The sequence below is a fragment of the Pseudomonas sp. 21 genome (assembly GCF_000955805.1).
Classification (GTDB): domain Bacteria; phylum Pseudomonadota; class Gammaproteobacteria; order Pseudomonadales; family Pseudomonadaceae; genus Pseudomonas.
On the sequence record NZ_JYOA01000003.1, the window covers coordinates 224,237 to 243,594 of the forward strand.

16 protein-coding genes and 1 pseudogene are annotated in these 19,358 nt (G+C 65.6%); 11 read left to right on the forward strand and 6 right to left on the reverse strand.

The genetic code is table 11. From position 1 onward, the window contains the following. Window positions 1–66 precede the first annotated feature (66 nt). From UB43_RS06670 to UB43_RS06680, 4 genes and pseudogenes are all read right to left on the reverse strand, one after another. Window positions 67–1,956 carry a methyl-accepting chemotaxis protein gene (locus UB43_RS06670; protein WP_045209659.1) on the reverse strand — a complete coding sequence of 630 codons (1,890 nt, stop codon included), beginning with the start codon at window positions 1,954–1,956 and terminating at the stop codon, window positions 67–69. A 385-nt stretch (window positions 1,957–2,341) separates the two neighbouring features. Further along, window positions 2,342–3,106 carry a methyl-accepting chemotaxis protein gene (locus UB43_RS30260; protein WP_371318965.1) on the reverse strand — a complete coding sequence of 255 codons (765 nt, stop codon included), beginning with the start codon at window positions 3,104–3,106 and terminating at the stop codon, window positions 2,342–2,344. A 90-nt stretch (window positions 3,107–3,196) separates the two neighbouring features. Then, window positions 3,197–4,237: pseudogene (locus UB43_RS30265) on the reverse strand (cache domain-containing protein); the annotation flags it as partial. Window positions 4,238–4,393: 156 nt separating this feature from the next. Continuing rightward, entirely contained in the window at window positions 4,394–4,591 is a 198-nt protein-coding gene (locus tag UB43_RS06680) for a Flp family type IVb pilin (RefSeq protein ID WP_045210219.1), read from the reverse strand. A 375-nt stretch (window positions 4,592–4,966) separates the two neighbouring features. Between UB43_RS06680 and cpaB the strand changes: the two genes are divergently transcribed. The 9 genes from cpaB (at window position 4,967) to UB43_RS06725 (ending at window position 14,324) form a co-directional block, all read left to right on the forward strand. Then, window positions 4,967–5,887: a Flp pilus assembly protein CpaB gene (cpaB, locus tag UB43_RS06685; RefSeq protein WP_045209661.1), complete on the forward strand. Its 921-nt coding sequence runs from the start codon at window positions 4,967–4,969 to the stop codon at window positions 5,885–5,887. A 15-nt stretch (window positions 5,888–5,902) separates the two neighbouring features. Beyond that, on the forward strand, window positions 5,903–7,135 hold the full coding sequence (locus tag UB43_RS06690) for a type II and III secretion system protein family protein (protein ID WP_045209662.1): 1,233 nt from the start codon (window positions 5,903–5,905) through the stop codon (window positions 7,133–7,135). Between the two features lie 65 nt (window positions 7,136–7,200). Further along, a complete protein-coding gene (gene tadZ, locus UB43_RS06695) occupies window positions 7,201–8,385 on the forward strand; it encodes a type 4b pilus Flp biogenesis protein TadZ (RefSeq protein ID WP_045209663.1) in 1,185 nt (394 codons plus the stop codon). Next, the gene (tadA, locus tag UB43_RS06700) at window positions 8,382–9,629 is read left to right on the forward strand and encodes a type 4b pilus Flp biogenesis ATPase TadA (protein WP_045209664.1); all 1,248 of its coding nucleotides are present in this window, start codon (window positions 8,382–8,384) and stop codon (window positions 9,627–9,629) included. Before tadZ ends, tadA begins: the two co-directional genes overlap by 4 nt. Beyond that, window positions 9,626–10,513, forward strand: coding sequence for a type II secretion system F family protein (locus UB43_RS06705; RefSeq protein WP_045209665.1), 888 nt, complete (start codon window positions 9,626–9,628; stop codon window positions 10,511–10,513). Before tadA ends, UB43_RS06705 begins: the two co-directional genes overlap by 4 nt. 10 nt (window positions 10,514–10,523) lie before the next feature. After that, window positions 10,524–11,432 carry a type II secretion system F family protein gene (locus UB43_RS06710; protein WP_045209666.1) on the forward strand — a complete coding sequence of 303 codons (909 nt, stop codon included), beginning with the start codon at window positions 10,524–10,526 and terminating at the stop codon, window positions 11,430–11,432. Continuing rightward, window positions 11,429–12,229, forward strand: coding sequence for a hypothetical protein (locus UB43_RS06715; RefSeq protein WP_045209667.1), 801 nt, complete (start codon window positions 11,429–11,431; stop codon window positions 12,227–12,229). Before UB43_RS06710 ends, UB43_RS06715 begins: the two co-directional genes overlap by 4 nt. 19 nt (window positions 12,230–12,248) lie before the next feature. Then, window positions 12,249–12,530 (forward strand): DUF3613 domain-containing protein, encoded by a 282-nt coding sequence (locus tag UB43_RS06720; protein WP_045209668.1) that lies wholly within the window; start codon window positions 12,249–12,251, stop codon window positions 12,528–12,530. An 18-nt stretch (window positions 12,531–12,548) separates the two neighbouring features. Then, entirely contained in the window at window positions 12,549–14,324 is a 1,776-nt protein-coding gene (locus tag UB43_RS06725; protein ID WP_082085790.1) for a pilus assembly protein TadG-related protein, read from the forward strand. Between the two features lie 24 nt (window positions 14,325–14,348). On the opposite strand, the gene UB43_RS06730 is transcribed toward UB43_RS06725, so the two are convergent. Then, window positions 14,349–15,185: a response regulator transcription factor gene (locus UB43_RS06730; protein ID WP_045209670.1), complete on the reverse strand. Its 837-nt coding sequence runs from the start codon at window positions 15,183–15,185 to the stop codon at window positions 14,349–14,351. A gap of 150 nt (window positions 15,186–15,335) precedes the next feature. Beyond that, a complete protein-coding gene (locus UB43_RS06735) occupies window positions 15,336–15,815 on the reverse strand; it encodes a prepilin peptidase (RefSeq protein WP_045209671.1) in 480 nt (159 codons plus the stop codon). A 274-nt stretch (window positions 15,816–16,089) separates the two neighbouring features. Here UB43_RS06735 and UB43_RS06740 point away from each other — a divergent pair, with 274 nt between their 5' ends. Continuing rightward, the gene (locus UB43_RS06740) at window positions 16,090–16,560 is read left to right on the forward strand and encodes a TadE/TadG family type IV pilus assembly protein (RefSeq protein ID WP_045209672.1); all 471 of its coding nucleotides are present in this window, start codon (window positions 16,090–16,092) and stop codon (window positions 16,558–16,560) included. 8 nt (window positions 16,561–16,568) lie between these two features. Beyond that, window positions 16,569–19,349: a PAS domain-containing sensor histidine kinase gene (locus UB43_RS06745; RefSeq protein WP_082085791.1), complete on the forward strand. Its 2,781-nt coding sequence runs from the start codon at window positions 16,569–16,571 to the stop codon at window positions 19,347–19,349. Window positions 19,350–19,358: the final 9 nt, after the last annotated feature.

A 19,358-nucleotide genomic window follows, 5' to 3' on the forward strand; every position in this document is an offset into this window, starting at 1 on the left:
GCGCATGGCGCGCTCCTACAGAAATGAAAAAGGCGCCGGAGGGCGCCTTTTTCATTGTTTCAGCCATCAGATGCGGAAGCTGTCCACCAGGTGACGCAGGCGGCCGGCCTGGTTCTCCAGGTCGGCACAGGCGCGCAGGGTGGCCTGGAGGTTTTCCACGCCTTCCTGGTTCAGGGTGTTGATCTCGGTGATGTCCATGTTCAGCGAGTCGACCACGGCGGTCTGTTCCTCGGTGGCGGTGGCCACCGACTGGTTCATCGAGTCGATCTCGCCGATGCGGTGGGTCACGCTGGCCAGGCGCTCGCCGGCGCGGTTGGCGATTTCCACGCTTTCCAGGCTGTAGCGCTGGCTCTCGGTCATGGTGTCCACGGCTTCGCGGGCGCCGACCTGCAGCTCTTCGATCATCTTCTGAATCTGCTGGGCCGACTCCTGGGCGCGGTGGGCGAGGTTGCGCACTTCGTCCGCCACCACGGCGAAGCCACGGCCGGCTTCCCCGGCGCGGGCGGCCTCGATGGCCGCGTTCAGGGCCAGCAGGTTGGTCTGCTCGGAGATGCCCTTGATCACTTCGAGGATCTGCCCGATGTTCACCGTGCGGCTATTCAGTGCTTCGATGTTGGCGCAGGCGGAGCTGATCTTGTCCGACAGCAGGTTCATCGCGCTGATGGTCTGCTCCACTACCTGGCGCCCGTCGCCGGCCTGGTGCGAGGCATCGGTGGCGTGGTGCGAGGCATCGGCGGCGTTTCGCGCGATCTCCTGGGCGGCAGCGCCCAGTTCATTGATCGCCGCCGCGACGCTGTTGGTGCGGTTGGACTGCTCGTCGGAGTTGCTCATCGAGGAGTTGGAGGCGTTCACCACCAGCTGCGAGACGTCGTGCAACTGGCGCGCGGTGGAGGCCACCTCGCGGATCGATTCGTGGATACGTTCGACGAAGCGGTTGAAGGCATTGCCCAGCACGCCGAACTCGTCGTTGCTGGCGACCTTCAGGCGCTTGGTCAGGTCTCCCTCGCCCTGGGCGATGTCTTCCATGGCGCGCCCCATGGTGGTCAGCGGCTGCATCAGCACGCGGATCAGCATGCCCAGCAGGAGCAGGATGGCGACGATGGCAATGGCGGCGGCGACGATGGCCGAGGCGCGGAACTTGCTCAGCATGGAGTAGGCCGCGTCCTTGTCGATGGACAGGCCGATGTACCAGTTCACCGACGGCAGGCCTTTGACCTGGGTGAAGCTGAGGATGCGGGTGTGGCCGTTGAGCTCGGCCTCGCTGAAGCCGCCGCCGATCCTGGGTGTGTTCTGCGGGTAGATGTCGGAGAGGGACTTCATGATGAAGCTCTTGTCCGGGTGCACCAGGATCTTGCCGTCGCCGCTGACGAGGAAGGCGTAGCCCATGCCGCTGAAGTCCAGCGAGTTGATGATTTCCACCAGGGTCTGCAGGCCGAGGTCGCCGCCGACCACGCCCAGGGTCTTGCCGCCAGCGCGCGCAGGAGTGGCGACGGTCATGATCAGTTGCTGGGTGGCTGCGTCGATGTAGGGCTCGGTCAGCGTGGTGCCGCCGGCCGCGACGGCATCCTTGTACCAGGGGCGGGTACGCGGGTCGTAACCGTCAGGCATGGCGCTGTTGGGGCGCATGGTGAAGGTGCCGTCTTCCTGGCCCAGGTAGGTGAAGTTGAAGGTCTTGCGCAGGGTGTCCTGCTCCAGCAGGCCGGTCAGATGCTCGGGCGAGCTGTCGCGGGCGAGGGTCTGGGCGGTGCTTTCGATCAGCAGCAGGCGGCCGCTCAGCCAGTTCTGGATGTTGCTGGCGCTGACGTCGCCCATCTCCCGCAGGTAGTCCTCGAGGTCCTCGCGGATCGCATTGCGCTGCAGGTAGTCGTTGTAGAGGGTGAAGAGGGCGAATGCCGAGAAAACAACAAGAGAAGCGGCCAGGAGGATCTTATGGCTGAATTTCAGGCTCTTGATCATGCTGCGTCGAGTCCGGAAGTAGTGGGATGCCTGAGCGGCGTTGGTCCGGGCGACAGATCCGGTGTCGCCGCAGAACGTCCGTCCCCGTGGTATGAAACGGACGGCGCCGGCGCGGCGGATAGCCGTGCAGGCGTGGCCGGAACTCCCTTGTGCCGGCGGTGACGACAGGCCCGGTTTGTTGGTTGGTATCAAAGGCCTTCACCCTTGATTTCGGCGTGCCCGAGGGAAGCTTGAAAGAGTCGGACGAACGGTAGGGGTGGCTCTGTGGCGGGTGTTTCAGCGGTGATACAGGTTGCAGGGGCTGGCTCGAGAATGCAGATTCACCGGCGGTTTCGTCGCGAACAAAAAAGGCGCCCGAAGGCGCCTTTTTCGTTTTCCGCTGCGGTCAGATGCGGAAGCTGTCCACCAGGTGACGCAAACGGCCGGCCTGGTTCTCCAGGTCGGCACAGGCGCGCAGGGTGGCTTGCAGGTTCTCCACGCCTTCCTGGTTGAGGGTGTTGATCTCGGTGATGTCCATGTTCAGCGAGTCGACCACGGCGGTCTGCTCTTCGGTGGCGGTGGCCACCGACTGGTTCATCGAGTCGATCTCGCCGATGCGGTGGGTCACGCTGGCCAGGCGCTCGCCGGCGCGGTTGGCGATTTCCACGCTTTCCAGGCTGTAGCGCTGGCTCTCGGTCATGGTGTCCACGGCTTCGCGGGCGCCGACCTGCAGTTCCTCGATCATTTTCTGGATTTCCTGCGCGGACTCCTGGGCGCGATGGGCCAGGTTGCGCACCTCGTCCGCCACCACGGCGAAACCACGGCCGGCTTCACCGGCGCGGGCGGCTTCGATGGCGGCGTTCAGGGCCAGCAGGTTGGTCTGCTCGGAGATGCCCTTGATCACTTCGAGAATCTGCCCGATGTTCACCGTGCGGCTGTTCAGTGCCTCGATGTTGGCGCAGGCGGAGCTGATCTTGTCGGAGAGCAGGTTCATCGCGCTGATGGTCTGCTCCACCACCTGGCGCCCATCGCCGGCCTGGTGCGAGGCATCGGTGGCGTGGTGCGAGGCATCGGCGGCGTTGCGCGCGATCTCCTGGGCGGCAGCGCCCAGTTCATTGATCGCCGCCGCGACGCTGTTGGTGCGGTTGGCCTGCTCGTCGGAGTTGCTCATCGAGGAGTTGGAGGCGTTCACCACCAACTGCGAAACGTCGTGCAACTGGCGCGCCGTGGAGGCCACTTCGCGGATGGATTCGTGGATACGCTCGACGAAGCGGTTGAAGGCGTTGGCCAGCACGCCGAATTCGTCGTTGCTGGCGACCTTCAGGCGCTTGGTCAGGTCGCCTTCGCCCTGGGCGATGTCCTGCATGGCGCGGCCCATGTCGGTCAGCGGTGCCATCAGCACGCGGATCAGCATGCCGAGCAGGAACAGGATGGCGACGATGGCGATGACGGTGGCGACGATGGCGGTGTTGCGGAAGTCGCTGAGCATCGCATAGGCGGAGTCCTTGTTGAGCACCAGCGCGACGTACCAGGTCACGCCCGGAAGGCCCTTCACCGGCGTCATGGAGACCAGCTGGTCTTCGCCGTTGATGCTGACTTCCTGCACGCCCGGCTGCACCTTGGGCGCGCCTTGCTGGTAGACCTCGCCGAGGCTCTTGAAGATCAGGCTGCTGTCCGGGTGCAGGAGGATCTTGCCGGCGTCGCTGACCAGGAAGGCATAGCCATCGCCGTCGAACTTCAGCGAATTGATGATCGCGGTGATGGTTTCCAGCTTCATGTCGCCGGCGGCCACGCCGACCAGTTGGCCGTTGCGCATGACCGGCATGGACATGGCGAGAATCTGCTCGTTGGTGCCGGCATCGAGGAAGGGCTCGGTGACGATCAGCCGGCCGGCGGCCACGGCGTCCTTGTACCAGCCGCGGGTACGCGGGTCGTAGCCGTCGGGCATCGGCGCATAGGGGCGCATGGTGAACACGCCGCTGGCGGCTTCGCCCAGGTAGACCGATTCGAAGTTCTTCTGGAACACCTGCTGCTCCAGCACATGCTGGATGCGTTCGGGTGTCGGTTCGCCGTCGGCCAGTTGCGCCGCTTCCGCTTCCACCAGCTGGATGCGACCTTCCAGCCAGCTCTGGATATTGCTGGCGGTCAGGCTGCCGACCTCGGAGAGATAGGATTCGGTGTCGGAGTGGATTGCGTCGCGCTGGCGCAGATCGTTGAAGAAGATGAAACAGGCGAAGGCGAAGGTGACCACGAGAGAGGCTGCCAGGAGGATCTTCCTGGAGAAGGACAGCGAACGAAGCATCGGTAAAGCATCCTGCTGTAAAACGGGTTTGAGCAGGTTGTATCGGCAGATGCGCGGGGAGCTTTAGGAGAATTGCGGCAGGCAGGCGAACAAGTTCCCGCGCGGGGCGCGGGAACCATGAATCCGGTCGTCAGGAAGTTGGATCAGGGGGGGGTGTTATTTAACGGCTTTTGCAACTTCTTCCTGAATGCTGGTCATGATGGTGCCCAGGTCGCCACCGATAATGCTGGCGCCCGCGATAACCACCACCGAGATCAGTCCCGCAATTACCGCATATTCGATTGCTGTTGCCCCTTCCTTGTCGGCCGCGAATGCCTTGGCCATGCAGAACAATCTCAGGGACAGGTTTTTTATTGTCAGGTCCATCGCGGGTGCTCCCTCGAATACCACGGGGCGGCGCCCCGACTTCACCGTCAGGCTAGGCGTCGTATGGCCGAATGCAATTGTTCAAATAGCGCTAATACCAAAGTTATAACCCTCTCGGCATATAAATAATTGCAGGTCGTAAATTTAACCGGCGTGGTTGACGCTCTAAATACAGCTACTAGATTCAGCCATGGCACAACTGAAAACTGATTATGAGGAATGGTTCTTATCGAACTTCCTCGCCTGGCCGAAACAACAATAAAGTTCTGAAGGACAAAACCCGGTGCTGCCGGTAACGGACTTCTTACGACAAGGCCGCGGACCCTCCGGTCCGCATTTCCGAGATTGCCCAAGGATGTGGTCATGAATAGCAAGGTGCTGATGGTATTCGCCGGGCTGTTGCTGGTTTGCGCCGGTGTGGTGGGGTATCTCGGACTCAAGGTCGGCAAGCCGGCCGCGCCGGTTGCCGGCGTGGTTCAGGAAGTGGCGCCGGCGGCGATGGCCGAGGCCGACAAGCTGCAACGCACCGCCGTGGTGGTGGCCGCCCGTGACCTGCCGGCCCTGACGGTGATCGGCAAGGACGATGTCAGCGTGGAGATGCTGCGCACGGCTCCCGCCGGCAGCTTTCCCAAGCCCGAAGTCGTTATCGGTCAGCGTGTCTGGGTCGCCGTTCCGGCGGGCAATATCCTCACCTCCGCAGTGACCGAACCGGGCGGCCCTCTGGCCCGTACCATCCGGCCGGATGAGCGCGCCATGGCGATTGCGGTGGACGAGGTCATCGGTGGCGGCGGCTTCGTGCTTCCCGGTGATTACGTCGACGTCATGCTCTTCGTCCAGGACCAGCAGAGCACCGAGCGCAGCCTCAGCGCCCAGGTGGTGCTGCCCGGCGTGCGGGTGCTGACCTACGGCGAGCAGATCGCCGTTTCCACCGACGGCCAGGCGCGCAACGCCGGCGACCCCAAGGACAAGACACCCAAACCGCCGCGCACTGCCGTGCTGGCGGTACCCGCCGAAGCCGCTTCGCGCCTGATGCTGGCCAGCCAGGCCGGGTCCCTGCGCCTGGCCGTGCGCAGCAAGGACGAGAACCTCTACGAGAAGGAGCAGCAGGGCCGCTATATCCAGGCCTCGCTCGGTTCCGCCGGCAGCCAGCCGATCACCCTCGAGCAACTCATCGGCAAGCCGCGTCAGGCCCCGGCGCCCGCCGTGCGCCAGGTCTCCGCCCCGCAGGTTGACGCCGGCGTGGTGGTCTACCGGGGCACCACCGTTACCCGTGAAGCACATTGAGCAAGGAGTGCATCGATGTCCAAGCGCTTCATCCTTCCCCTGGTTGCCCTGCTGGCTTGCGCCGTTCACTCCGCGGCCCAGGCCGTGCCGAGCGCCTGCGCAGGCTTTGCTGACCAGCAACTGAATCTCGATGTCGAGCAGGGCGCCCAGCGCGACCAGCAACTGCCGGTGCCGATCAAGCGGCTGGCCATCGGCGACCCGAACATTGCCGACGTGCAGGTGCTCGACAAGCGCGACTTCCTCGTCACCGGCAAGGCCGAAGGCCTGACCAGCCTGCTGATCTGGACCGCCTGCAGCGACCAGCCGATGCGCACGGTGGTGCGCGTCGGTGCGCGTGCGGTGGGCGACGTGGCGGGCGCAACCGGCGTTGGCGCCGGCAGCCTGCCCAACCAGGTGCAGACCGATATCCGCTTCGTCGAAGTCAGCCGCAGCAAGCTCAAGCAGGCTAGCACCTCGCTGGTGCGGCGCGGCTCCAACACCTTCGTGCTGGGCTCGCCGGGCAGCCTGGGCAGCATGACGGTCGATCCCGTCGGCAACCTCGATGGCACCTTCGGCAACGCCAACGGCGGCTTCAACATCATCTGGGGCGGCGGCAGCAGCAAGTGGCTGGGCTTCATCAATGCCCTGGAAGGCAGCGGCTTCGCCTACACCCTGGCGCGGCCCAGCCTGGTGGCTACCAGCGGGCAGACGGCGTCGTTCCTGGCCGGCGGCGAGTTCCCGATTCCCGTGCCCAATGGCGACAAGGACACCATCACCATCGAGTACAAGGAGTTCGGCGTGCGCCTGACCCTGACCCCGACGGTGATGAACGACAAGCGCATCGCCCTGAAGGTCGCCCCGGAAGTCAGTGAACTGGACTTCTCCAGCGGCATCCGCACCAACGACATCGCCGTGCCTGCGCTGACCGTGCGGCGCACCGATACCAGCGTGATGCTCGCCGACGGCGAAAGCTTCGTGATCAGCGGGCTGATCAGCAGCAGCACCATCAGCAACATCGACAAGTTCCCCTTCCTCGGCAGCATCCCGGTGATCGGCGCGCTGTTCCGATCTTCGAACCTGGACAAGGACGACCGCGAGCTGCTGATGATCGTCACCCCGCACCTGGTCCAGCCGCTGGCGGCCAATGCCGCGCTGCCCAAGCTGCCCGGCGAAGGGCTGCGTGACTACGACCCGGGCTTCGGCGAGTTCTACTTCCTCGAGGACGGCCGCTTCGACAAGCGCAAGGCCAGCAGCGGGATGTCGCACTGATGGATACCTACGAAGCGCTGACCCGCCAGAGAGCGGGAGGCAAGGCAAAGCAAGGGAGCACGGGCATGAGTCAGACTTTCGTGGCGCTGGTCCAGCATCCCGGTGAGCAGGAGTGGCTGCAGAGCAGCCTGGCCGGCTGCGGGCAGGTGGTTCTGGCCAATAGCGGGACCCTGGAAGAACTGCTGTCGCTGCTGGACGTCACCGGCGCGACGGTCCTGTTCACCAGCCTGAACAAGGCCAACCTGGTCTCCCAGGGCTCGCTGATCGAGGGGCTGGTCTCGGCGCGGCCGCTGCTCTCGGTCGTCGCCGTCGGCGATGGCCTGGACAACCAGCTGGTGCTGGCCGCCATGCGCGCTGGAGCACGGGACTTCGTCACCTACGGCGCCCGTGCCAGCGAGCTGAGCGGGCTGGTCCGCCGTCTCGGCGGGCGCCTGCCCACGGTGCCGGTAAGCGCCACCCAGCAGGGTGAACTGATCAGCCTGATCAGCGCCCGGCCCGACGCCGACGGCGCCTTCGTCGCCCTGCACCTGGCCCTGGCGCTGCAACGCCAGGCGGACCACCGCGTGCTGCTGGTGGACATCGGCCAACCCACCGGCGAGGCGCTGGCGATCCTCGGCATGGAGCCGTCATTCACCTTTGCCGATGCGCTGCGCAACCTGCGCCGCCTGGACCAGACCCTGATCGACAGCGCCTTTGCGCGCCACGAGTCCGGCCTGCGCGTGCTGAGCCTGTCGGACGAGCCCGGCGTGCTGGAGCGCATCACCACTGCCGAGCTGTATCTGCTGCTGGGCAACCTGCGCAGTGCCTTCAGCCATATCCTGATCAACCTCACCGGCGTTGCCGAAGGCGAACTCAGCGGCCAGTTGCTGATGCAGGCCAACCGCGTGCTGTGGCTGGTGGACCAGAGCGTGCCGTCCTGCAAGAAGGGGCTGGAACGCCTGCGCCGCCTGCGCGAGCGCACCCCTGCGCTGCCACGCATCGAGCTGCTGATCGAGCGTTACTGGGCCTCGGTTCCACCGGATGCGCCGGCGCTGGGCAAGATGTTCGGCCTGGAACTTTTCGGCGTGCTGCCTGCCTCGCCCGAAGCCCGCCTGCGTGCCAAGAATGTCGGCCAGAGCCTGTTCGACCTGGCCCCGCGTGACCCGCTGACGGTGAAGCTGCGCGACCTGGCCGAGGCGCTGGGTGCGGGCGTGGCCGAGAAGCGCGGGCTGTTCAGCTGGATCGGCCGGGCGAAGGCCGCGCGCTCATGAGTCAGCACTACGGCGGCGGTCACGGCCGCCACGACCAGGACCTGCAGACGCTGAAAATGCGCCTGCACCGCTACATCATCGACGAGATCGACGAAGACGGCATGAACCTGCTGGAGGGCGCGCGGCCGGCGGTGGCACAGTACGTCTCCGAGAAGGTTTGCGAATACGCCTCGCGCCGCCAGCTGGCAATTTCCCGCTACGAACTGGACCGCCTCGCCGAGGAGGTGGTGGACGAACTGACCGGCTTCGGTCCGCTGGAAATCCTCCTGCGCGATCCGGGCATCTCGGAAATCCTGGTCAACGGCCCGGACCGGGTGTTCATCGAGCACGAAGGCCGGCTGTACCAGAGCGACCTGCGCTTCATCGACGACCACCATGTGCAGCGGGTGATCCAGCGCATACTCGCGCCGCTGGGGCGGCGCCTGGACGAGTCCAGCCCGATGGTGGACGCGCGCCTGCCCGACGGCAGCCGGGTCAACGCGATCATCCCGCCGGTGGCACTGGACGGGCCCTGCCTGTCGATCCGCAAATTCAGCAAGGAACTGCTCAAGAGCGCCGACCTGCTCGCTTACCAGAGCGTCGACGAAGCCATGCTGGCGTTCCTCCGCCAAGCGGTGGCGAGCCGCTGCAACATCCTCATCAGCGGCGGCACCGGCACCGGCAAGACCACGCTGCTCAATGTCATGAGCAGCTTCATCGACGAGCGCGAGCGCATTGTCACTATCGAGGACACCGCCGAACTGCAACTGGGCCACGACCACGTGGTGCGGCTGGAGACCCGTCCGCCGAATGCCGAAGGCTTCGGTGAAGTGACCGCTCGCGACCTGATCCGCAACGCCCTGCGCATGCGCCCGGACCGCATCATCCTCGGCGAGATCCGCGGCGTCGAAGTGCTCGACGTGCTGCAGGCGATGAACACCGGCCACGATGGCTCGATGAGCACCGTGCACGCCAACTCGGCCATGGACTCGCTGCTGCGCCTGGAGATGCTGGTGGGGCTCACCGGCCAGCGCGTGCCGGAGCAGACCTTGAGGCAGATGCTCTGCTCGGCGCTGGACATCATTGTGCAGATCACCCGCCTGTCCAACGGCCGCCGCTGCGTCAGCGAGATCCTCGAAGTGCTGGAGGTGCGCGACGGCGTCTACGTCACCAATTCGCTGTTCAGCCTCGACCGGCGTGGCACCGGGCAATTCGTCCGCACCGCCCAGCCCAGTGGCATCAAGTTCCGCCAGGTGCTGCTGTGAGCGGCGCCCTCTGGCTGGTCGTAGGCAGCCTGGCGCTGGCGGCGCTGGGCATGGCGCTGGCGGGCATGAGCTGGCGCGCGCGACACCATGAACTGGTGATGCGCCGCCTGAGCGGAGAGAGCGTGGTCGCGGGGGGAGGGCGCGCCCGCAGCAGTCACTGGCTGGCGCGACGCATGCGGCGTGCCGGCATCTCCGACATGCGCGGATGGGTGTTGGGAGCCGTTGTGGTCTGCATTGTGCTGGGGCTGTTCGGCCAGCGCCTGGGCGGACCGATAGCCGCGCTCTGTGGTGTCGGGGTGGGAGTGCTCGGCTTCCACGCACTGCTCAATCTGCTGTACCGGCGTCGCCTGCAGAAAATGATCCGGCAGATGCCCAACTTCCTCGACCAGGTGGTGCGCAGCCTGCACTCGGGGCGAACCCTGGGGGATGCCATCACCCAGGCGGTGAACGCGGCCGACGACCCGCTGCGGGAAATCTTCTCGCTGGTGAACAACCATGTGCTGATGGGCATCAGCCTGCCTGAGGCGCTGCAGGAGGTGGCAGAGCTCTACGACGTGGAGGAGCTGCACGTGCTCTCCCTCGGCGTGGCGGTGAACCACCGATACGGCGGCAACACCACCGACCTGCTGGAAAACATCATCAAGGTCATCCACGAGCGGGAGAAACTCGGTCGCCAGCTGCGCGCCATGACCGGCGAGACCCGCATGAGCGCTCTGGTGCTGGCGTTGCTGCCGGTGAGCCTGGGCGCCTACATCCTGTTCAGCAATCCGGGCTACCTGATGAACATGTGGCACGACCACGGTGGCCGCCTGATGCTGCTGACTTCCCTGGGGTTGCAAGTGCTGGGGTGCTACACGCTCTGGCGCATGCTCAAGAGCATCTGAGGAGGCCGGCATGCCCCTGATGTACGGATTGATGGCGGTGATCCTGGCCCTGGCGGCGATCCTCCTGCTGCTCTCGCAGAGCCGCACGGCCGGTCGCGAACAGCGCCTGATCGAGCAGCGCCTGGGCGGCGATGCAACGCCGCACGGTGCTGGCCAGCGCATGGCGCGGGCCTTCGACCGGATGAGCGACAGCGGCCTGGGTCGACGCCTGCAGCTGCGCGATGAGGAAGTCCGGCTGCTGCTCAACCAGGCCGGCTGGTCCGGCAGTACGCCGCGGCGTATCTACCTGATGTCGATATTCCTGGTTCCCCTGCTGTTCGTGGCCATCGTACTGGTGGTCCTTGCCACACCGGGGCACGCCCATACCTCGCCACTGCTGCCATTGTCCTTCGCCGCCGGGATCGGCTTCCTGCTGCCCAAGCGAGTGCTCGCCCATTTTGCCGGCAAGCGTCGGCAACGCCTGGCGGGCGAGGTCATCCTGTTCATCCAGCTGATCCGCATCCTGTTCGATTCCGGCCTCACCGTGGAGCAGAGCCTGCGTGTGGTCAGCCGTGAAGGACGGAGCATCGTGCCGGTGCTGGTGGAGGAGCTCGACGGCGTCCTGGCGCATGCCGAAAACGGCCTGGACCTGGCCGACGAACTGGAGCTGCTGAGCAAGCGCCTGGCGGTGGGCGAATTGAGCGACTGCTGCAACGTGCTGCGCCAGATGCTGCGCCAGGGCGGCAGTGCTCGCGGATCGCTGCTGACGCTCAAGCAATTGTTCGAGGACCGGCGCCTGACCGACCTTCAGGAAAAGGTCAGCAAGATGTCGGCGAAGATGAGCCTGGTGATGATGACGCTGTTGTTCCCGGCGCTGCTGATCATCCTCGCCGGGCCCGGCTTCCTCGCGATCACCAAGGCCCTGGGGAGAATGGGATGAGAAACGCGTGCTTGATCGGCCTGCTGGGCCTGACCCTCGGCGGCTGCGCCAACCTCGACAGCCTGGGTGGCGGGCCGAGTGTCGGGCAGAACTGCGACGAGAAGCTCGGCCAGGCGGTGGAACTGCAGCTCAACCTGGCCCGCGAGATGCTGGACAACGGCCGTGCCCACGCCGCCCTGGCCAACCTGGAAACCCTGCCGCCGAACTCGCTGGAAGTGCGCGAAAGCAAGGCGCTGGCCCTGCGCCGCATCGGCGATCCCAAGGCGCGCATCGTCTACGAAGGGTTGCTGGGCACCTGCAAGGCCGCCGAGGCCCACCATGGCCTGGGACAGATCGCCATGCGCGGCGGCAATACCGTGGAAGCCGAGCGCGAGCTGCGTGAGGCGGCGCGCCTGCAGCCTACCGATAGCGCGCTGCGCAACGACCTGGGTTACGTCCTGCTGCGGCGCGGTGAACTGGAGAGGGCGCGCTTCGAGTTCATTACCGCCATGGAGCTGAACGAGCACGACAAGCTGCCGGCTACCAACCTGCTCAGCGTCATGTTCATCCAGGGCGAGAACAGCGAGGCCAGCCGGTTGATCCAGAGCGTCGGGCTGTCCGCCGACCAGGTCCGCGCGGCCCAGGACCAGGCGAAGGACCTGCGCCCGGCCAGCCCCGCCAGTCCGGCCAGCCAGCCGGCAGTGCAGGCCGAAAGCGTGAGTTACGTGGACGATCCGGAAGAGGGCGCGCACCCCGCGCTGGTCGAGTCGACCCCGGCGGTCGCGCGCGACGCCAAGCTGCTGGTCAAGGCCCGCTGAGGCGGGCAGGGAGGGAAGGATGAAGACATGGATTCTAGCCGGCGCGCTGCTGGCGACGCCGATGCTGGCCCAGGCGGTGGAGACCACCCACACCGAAGCCGGTACCACCGCTCGTGACCAGCAGGAAGTGCTGACCTGGCTGGACCTGCAGAGCAGCGGCAAGGCCGCCTCGCCCCACCGGCAGAGCGCCACCCCGGCCGAGCGCGACCGCGCCTACCAGCGCTACCTGAAGAGCTATACCCACGAAATTCCCGAGTACCTGCTCGACGACAACAACGGCTTCAGCACCGACAAGAACTGATCCCTTCCGGAGGCTGCCATGGGATGTGAACGGCAGCGAGGCGCAATCGGCGTCATGGCGGCGGGAACGCTGCTGCTGGCATTGATTTGCCTGGCCCTGGTGGTAGACACCGGACGCCTGTACTTCGAACAGCGCAAGCTGCAACGTGTGGCGGACATGGCGGCGCTGGAAGCCGCCACCCAGGGCGGCATGTGCGGCTCGCAGCTGGCTGCCGACATCCAGGGCTATGTCACCGCCAGTGCGGCGAAGAACGGCTTCGTTCCCGGCACGGGCGACACTCTGGTGGGGACGCTGGGCAGTGTCAGCTTCTCCGCCGGATACGGCAGTGCCGACTCCCAGCGGGTTTTCAGTGCGGGCGGCAACCTGGCGGATTCCGTTCGCGTGCAGGCTACCCACAGCGTTCCCTCCAGCCTGGTTCTCAATGTCGCCAGCCTGTTCAGCGGTGCCTCGAGCACGACGGTGCTCAGTGCCCAGGCCGTGGCACGGCGCTCGGCGATGGCGGGCATTTCCGCCGGTAGCGGCGTGCTGAGCCTGGATTCGAGCAACTCGCCGTTGCTCAATGCCCTGCTCGGCGGGCTGCTGGGCACCAGCATCAACCTGGACGTGGTGACCTACCAGGGCATCGCTGGGGCCAACGTCTCGCTGCTCGCCCTGAGCCAGCAGCTCAAAGCGGCCGGGGTGAATCTCGAACTGGGCAAGATCGACAGCCTGCTGGGAGCCAACGTCACCGCCGCGCAGCTGCTCCAGGCCATGGTCAATGCAGCGGACTCCTCGCAGCTGGCCGGCGTGAATACGGCGCTGCTGCGCACCGCGCTGGCCACCATCAACGTACCGACGGCGAACCTGACCCTGGGGCAGATTCTCAGTGTGGTGGCGCCGGACAGCGTGCGCGATACGGCGCTCAGTGCCGGGGTCAATCTGCTGGACCTGCTGATGGCCACGGCGCTGGTGGCGAACAAGAACAATGCGGTGACCATTCCCACCCAGAAGCTTGCCGTGCCTGGGCTGCTAACGCAGAGTCTGACCCTGTCGGTAATCAACCCTCCACAGATTGCTATCGGCTATCCCGGCCGCAACGCCGACGGATCCTGGAGGACTCAGGCACGATCATCGCAGGTCAATCTGACGGTGAAGGCTAACGTGGACCTGCTGAATCTCGGTCTGGTGAAGTCCGCCGTGACTCTGGTTGCCGCAGTCGCGCCAGGTTCCGCCGCGCTGGAAAGTATCCAGTGCGGAGGAGTTGGCAAGCCGGTGACGGTGGGTGTTCAGGCGCAACCTGGCATCGCTTCCCTGAGCCTTGGCGCCTCGGTCGATCTGGTGAGCCTGGGATCGGGCTATCTTGCCAGTGTCGACATCACCACTCCTTCGGGGCCCGTGACAATCGCCACTTCAACCCCGACTGCGCTGACCTACACCGTAGCCAGCCCCAGCGATCTGCCCAGCGCCGTTCAGCGTGCCCAGAGTCCACTCGGGGCGTCTTTGGGGGCGGGCTTGGCGAGCCTTAGCAACGGGCTGAAGATCAAAGTGTCGTTGGGCTCGCAGGGATTGCTGTGCAACCCGTTGCTGGGCTGGCTGCTGTGTGACCTGGGCAAGCTGGTGGACAGGGTTGCCGGTGCGGTCATCAACTCCGCCACCGACCTGGAGAAGCTCCTGACCAAGGCCCTGGCGGACCTGGTCACGGCCTTGGGCAATGCGCTCATCGACCCGCTGCTCAAACTGCTGGGCATCCAGACCGGCATCCTCGACGTGCGCCTGATCGACCTCCAGACCGGCGGCTCGGAGCTGCTGATCTGAAGGTCGCCAGAGGTTGTCGCGGGCTCAGTGCACCGCGCTGCTCTGCGAGGCGCTGGGGGAGATGGCGAGGGCGAGTTGGGTGCGGTTGTGCATGTGCATCAGCCGCAGCACCTGGGAGACATAGAGCTTCACGGTATTCTCGGTGATCCCCAGGTCGTAGGCGATCTGGTAGTTGGTCAGCCCCTTGCTCACCAGGCGCGCCACCGCCTGCTGGCGTGGCGAGAGCTTGTTGAACAGCGGGTTGTTGACCACCGGCGTCATCTGCTCGGCGTTGCTCGGCGCTGCGCTGGGCGCAGGCTCGGGCTGTTCCTGCTTGAGCGCGCCGCTGCTGGCCGGCTGGCCGCCGCCACCATGGACTTCATACTTGATCTTGTGGATATCCCGCGAAATCGAGTTGAGCGATTCCGCCAGGTACTCCAGTCGCTGGTTCACGTGGCTCAGGCTGAGCTGGCTGCGGATGCGCTCGTGCAGGCGCGCCTCCAGGCGCTCCAGGCCCTTGAGTAGGTCCATTGGCGCCACTGGCTTCTGGTAGTAATCGGCGACACCGACGCGCATGGCCTCGATCACTTCCTGGCTGCCCTGCTGGCCGGTGAGAATGATGGTTTCGAAGAACCGCGCCGTGCCGGCTGCCTCCTTCAGCGCCTCGACCACGCGGATGCCGTTGTCGCGACCCAGGCCCAGGTCGCAGATCACCAGGCCGATCGTGGGATCGTCGCGGAACTTCTGCAGGGCGCTGTCCTTGCTGTCGCTGACCACGCAGTGGTAGCCGCTGTTCTCCAGCAGTTCGGAAAGCTCCGCGGTGACCTGAGGCTCGTCATCGATGACCAGCACGCTGAAACGGCGATTGGCCGTTTTTTCCATGACTGCACGCTCCTTGAAGGAATACTTCCATTATTTTTATCGTCCGGCCGTTCAATTACCGTAGCCGGATCGTCCCATCAGGCGATGGATGGTATTAACCCTTAGCATATAGTCGTTAAGTTTGGACTCTGCCAATTGTCGGAATCATTTTTATTTGAAGATCGACAGGGTCGTCAGAAGACCGGCGAACAGCGCGAAGATGAAAGGAAATGACTTGAACTTTGACGGTTGCAGTTTGGCTAATTGCGATTTGCAATTAGCCGGTACTTTGTCCGAATCAATCAAAAGTTTGCTGGCGAACATCAGCACCACACAGAACAGGCAGGCCAGCGCCAGGGTGTACAGCACCGTCAGCGGGTCGCTGGCCAGGCCCAGGGCGATCAGCAGTTTCACGTCGGCCGCGCCCAGCTTTCCCAGCCAGTAGCCCGGCACGCTGAGCAACGCCGCCAGCAGCGCGGCGACCCCCGCGGCAAGCGGCGTGTAGCCCGTCAGCGTGTGGCCCGTAAACAGCAGGAACAGCAGGGCGCCCAGCGCTCCGCCGAGCGTCAGCCAGTTGCTGACCTGCAGCCGCGTGAGGTCCTGGCTGGCACAGGCGGCGAACCAGCCCAGCAGGCAGAGTTTGAACAGCATCGAGAATGTCCTTATCCCGGAACGGCGACTTCGAAGCAGGGTAGTGGAGTTTTAAGGTATCCCGCAGTCCAGCGCCATATTGCAAATGAAGCCAGGAGTAATCGAGTTTGGCTCGCAACGTTATTCCGATAGGCCATGAGGGCGAATCCTGGAAGAGCGCCTAGTATTGCTGGAGAGCGGTATTTCTCCGACGGCGGGTATCTTCAGTAAAGTTCCGCTGCGCCGACAAGTTGAACGATCATTCAAGTTGGAAGTTGGTCCGGGAGTATTGCGCATGAACGGAGTCGGCGGACGTGGCACTCAACGAGGCGCGGTGGCTATCGAGTTCGCCGCCGTATTCGTCCTGTTCTTCGCAGTTCTATACGGACTGCTCGGTTATTGCGTGCCCCTGCTGATGCTGCAGTCGTTCAACGATGCGGCGGCGGCGGGGGCGCGAGTGGCCGTCTCGGTGAATCCCCAGGCCGCGGGTGGCTACAGTGCCGCCCTGAAAGCGGCTGTGGATAACGCCGTGACCCAGCGACTGAGCTGGATGCCGGCGAGCTGGCGCAACGGCTGCTACAGCGGGCAGTTCATGGACACCCCGGTGACCGAGACAGTCTCGGGGCGCCAGTACACGCGCGTCCGGGTGTGCGTCAGCTATCCCTACGCCACCTCTCCCATTGTCCCGCTACTGACCCTGCCGGGAATCGGTACGGTGCCGCGCCTGCCCGACGTGCTCAGCGGCACGGCCAGCGTCCTGCTCTGAGGCACCGGATGTTCGATTTCTGGCGCTCCAGGCCTCGTGGCCAGCACGAGATGAATGACAGCCCGGTGCCGAGTCGGCCGCTGGCGGCACGCCGGCGCCCGGCGCTGCCGCTGGAAGAGCTGGCCGAGCCCGTGGTGACCGGCCACTGGGACCTGTGGCTGGAACTGGACAGCCGCGATCGCGTTATTGCTCGCGGTGGCAGCCAGGCGCACCGGTTGCTGCCGCCCGTGCCGGGCAATGGCGATCTGCCGGGACTGGGGGACTATCTGGACCGGCGCATTCCCGGCGGCATGCAGGTGTCCAGCCTGCGCGGTGGCGAACGGCTCGACCTGGTGCTGCGCAGCACCGGCGAACTGCCGCTGGTCTGTCGCTTCCAGGCGGTCCTGCAGGCCAACGAACACTGCCTGTTGCTGGGCACGGACATCTCCGACCTGAACTGGCAGTCCGACAGCCAGCAGCACAAGCTGCAATGCCTGAACCTCAGCAAACTGCTGCTGGCGCGCCTGCGCCACAGCTCGCAGCGCCGCCTCGGCGAGGCCGTCGGTGAGGTGCTGGAGGCATTCTGCAGCAACTTCCACATGCGCAGCATGGCCCTGCTGCTGGAGGCACCGGACCAGAGCCTGCGGGTCTTTGCCTGCTACGTGCAGCCCGGCTTCGACAGCCTGTTGCGGGAAAACCTGACTCTGCCCGGCGATGAACTGCGGGCCGCCAGCGGTGCCTGCCTGCTGGGGGCCGATGACAGCCCCTCGGAGCTGCTGCGCACCTTGTGTTGCACCCAGCTCTACCTGATCCCGGCCCCCGTGCGCGGTGGGCGTCTGGCCGGGTTGCTGGCCGAGCCGATGGAGCATGGCGGCAGTTGGCCGGGGCTGGCGCCGAGCGACTGGCAGTACCTGGCGGAGATCCTCACCAACCTCGTCCACGAACGCACGGAGCTGCACAGCCTGCGCGACAGCAGCCGGCGCCTGAACCTGCTGCAGGACATGGTGGGCGGCGGCTGGTGGCGCTTGCACGTCGACGAGGGCCTGTTCGAACTGTCGCCGGCGGTGGCGGCGAGCCTGGGTCTGCCCGCCGGGCAGCTGCAACTGGCGTTGGCCGACCTGCTGAGCCAGTTGCACCCCGCCGACGCCGATGAGCTCAGCCTGCGCCTGCGCAACCTGCAGCCGGGCGGGCGGCTGGTCCAGGACCTGCGCCTGCGCGGTGCGGCTCCCACCCAGACGCGCCGTTGGCTGCGCCTGCAGGGCCGGCGGCAGGCGCGCGCCGGCGACCAGTTGATGGACGGCGTGCTGCTGGACATCAGCGAGGGCAAGCTGCAGGAAGAACAGGCGCTGGCCGCCCACGCCCGGCTGCGTAACCTGATCGACAGCGCGCCGGTGGTGATCTACGTGCAGCGCGTGGAAGAGGGGCACCTGATCCCCGAGTTCTACAGCGAGAGCGCGGGCAACATTTTCGGCCTGGACCTGCAGGGGCAGAGCTGGCAGGCACTGGCCGAACGGGTGCATCCCGAGGATCTGGAGGCCTTCCTCGACCGTGGCCGAGAGCTGTTGCGCGAAGGTCGCGTCCGCACCGAGTACCGCCTCTGCGACAGCAGTGGCGAGTGGCACTGGCTGTATGACGAGGCCAAGCTGCTGAGGGACATCCAGGGCATTCCGCAGGAAGCCGTCGGCCTCTGGCTGGATGTCACCGAGCAGCGTCTCGCGGCGATGCAGATCGCCGAAAGCGAGGAGCGCTACCGCGTTCTGGTGGAGGACTCGCCGGCGCTGATCTGCCGATACGACCCCGACTTGCACCTGACCTTCGTCAACCACACCTTTGCCCAGGTACTCGGCGAGCCGGTTGAAGCGTTGCTCGGCCGGCGGCTCGACGAGTGGCTGTCGGAGCAGGATTGCAGTGCCTTGCGCGCCCGCCTGGTGGGCGGTGGCAAGGGCGCGGTGGACGATTCCTGGGAGCTGCGCTTCTGCCTCCCCGGGCAGCGCAACCTCTGGCTGATCTGGTCGGACCGGCCGTTGCTGGATGCCGAGGGGCGGTTGGTGGAAATCCAGGCCGTGGGCCGCGACAACACCGCCGTGCGCCATGCCCAGCAGCAACTGGCCCAGGGCGCGAAGATGGCCAGCCTGGGCGAGATGGTCAGCGGCATGGCCCACGAGATGAAGCAGCCGCTGCATGTCATGCGCATGTCCCTCTATAACGCCCGGCAGAAACTCGGCGAGCCCGAGTACCTGAAGGAAAAGCTCGAGCGTGCCGACGCGCAGATCGACCGGCTCTCGCGGGTGATCAGCCACATGGGCGTGTTCAGCCGCAAGTCGGAGCTGGAGGCTGCGCCTTTCGATCCTTACGACGCCTGCGAAGGTGCCGTCGCCCTGCTGGGTGAAAGCCTCACGCAGCAGGGCATCACCCTGGAATGCCGGCCGCCGGCGCAACGGGTGGTGGTGCGCGGCTATGCCGACCAGCTGGAGCAGGTGCTGATCAACCTGCTGGCCAACGCCCGTGACGCTCTGCTGGGACGAGGAGACGAGGGCGCGCGCTGGGTCGGCGTGTCGCAGGAGCCTTGCACCGACCCAGGCTGGGTAGAACTGCATGTGCGCGACAACGCCGGTGGCATCGACCCGACCGTGATCGAGCGCATCTTCGAGGCCTTCTTCACCACCAAGCCCATCGGCAAGGGGACGGGGCTGGGGCTGTCGGTGAGCCACGACCTGATCCGCAACATGGGCGGCAGCCTGTCTGTGGATAACTTCAAGGGCGGCGCGCGTTTCGTCATCCGCCTGCCGAGGCAGGTCATCACCATTTGAGCAAGCGGA

What these genes read in the sequence shown, in the direction of transcription:
- UB43_RS06730 (WP_045209670.1), bottom strand. Translation starts at nt 15,185, where the DNA reads ATGGAAAAAACGGCCAATCGCCGTTTCAGCGTGCTGGTCATCGATGAC.
- tadA (WP_045209664.1), top strand. Translation starts at nt 8,382, where the DNA reads ATGAGTCAGCACTACGGCGGCGGTCACGGCCGCCACGACCAGGACCTG.
- UB43_RS06720 (WP_045209668.1), top strand. Translation starts at nt 12,249, where the DNA reads ATGAAGACATGGATTCTAGCCGGCGCGCTGCTGGCGACGCCGATGCTG.
- UB43_RS30260 (WP_371318965.1), bottom strand. Translation starts at nt 3,106, where the DNA reads ATGAGCAACTCCGACGAGCAGGCCAACCGCACCAACAGCGTCGCGGCG.
- UB43_RS06715 (WP_045209667.1), top strand. Translation starts at nt 11,429, where the DNA reads ATGAGAAACGCGTGCTTGATCGGCCTGCTGGGCCTGACCCTCGGCGGC.
- UB43_RS06690 (WP_045209662.1), top strand. Translation starts at nt 5,903, where the DNA reads ATGTCCAAGCGCTTCATCCTTCCCCTGGTTGCCCTGCTGGCTTGCGCC.
- UB43_RS06745 (WP_082085791.1), top strand. Translation starts at nt 16,569, where the DNA reads ATGTTCGATTTCTGGCGCTCCAGGCCTCGTGGCCAGCACGAGATGAAT.
- UB43_RS06725 (WP_082085790.1), top strand. Translation starts at nt 12,549, where the DNA reads ATGGGATGTGAACGGCAGCGAGGCGCAATCGGCGTCATGGCGGCGGGA.
- tadZ (WP_045209663.1), top strand. Translation starts at nt 7,201, where the DNA reads ATGAGTCAGACTTTCGTGGCGCTGGTCCAGCATCCCGGTGAGCAGGAG.
- UB43_RS06670 (WP_045209659.1), bottom strand. Translation starts at nt 1,956, where the DNA reads ATGATCAAGAGCCTGAAATTCAGCCATAAGATCCTCCTGGCCGCTTCT.
- UB43_RS06735 (WP_045209671.1), bottom strand. Translation starts at nt 15,815, where the DNA reads ATGCTGTTCAAACTCTGCCTGCTGGGCTGGTTCGCCGCCTGTGCCAGC.
- UB43_RS06740 (WP_045209672.1), top strand. Translation starts at nt 16,090, where the DNA reads ATGAACGGAGTCGGCGGACGTGGCACTCAACGAGGCGCGGTGGCTATC.
- UB43_RS06710 (WP_045209666.1), top strand. Translation starts at nt 10,524, where the DNA reads ATGCCCCTGATGTACGGATTGATGGCGGTGATCCTGGCCCTGGCGGCG.
- cpaB (WP_045209661.1), top strand. Translation starts at nt 4,967, where the DNA reads ATGAATAGCAAGGTGCTGATGGTATTCGCCGGGCTGTTGCTGGTTTGC.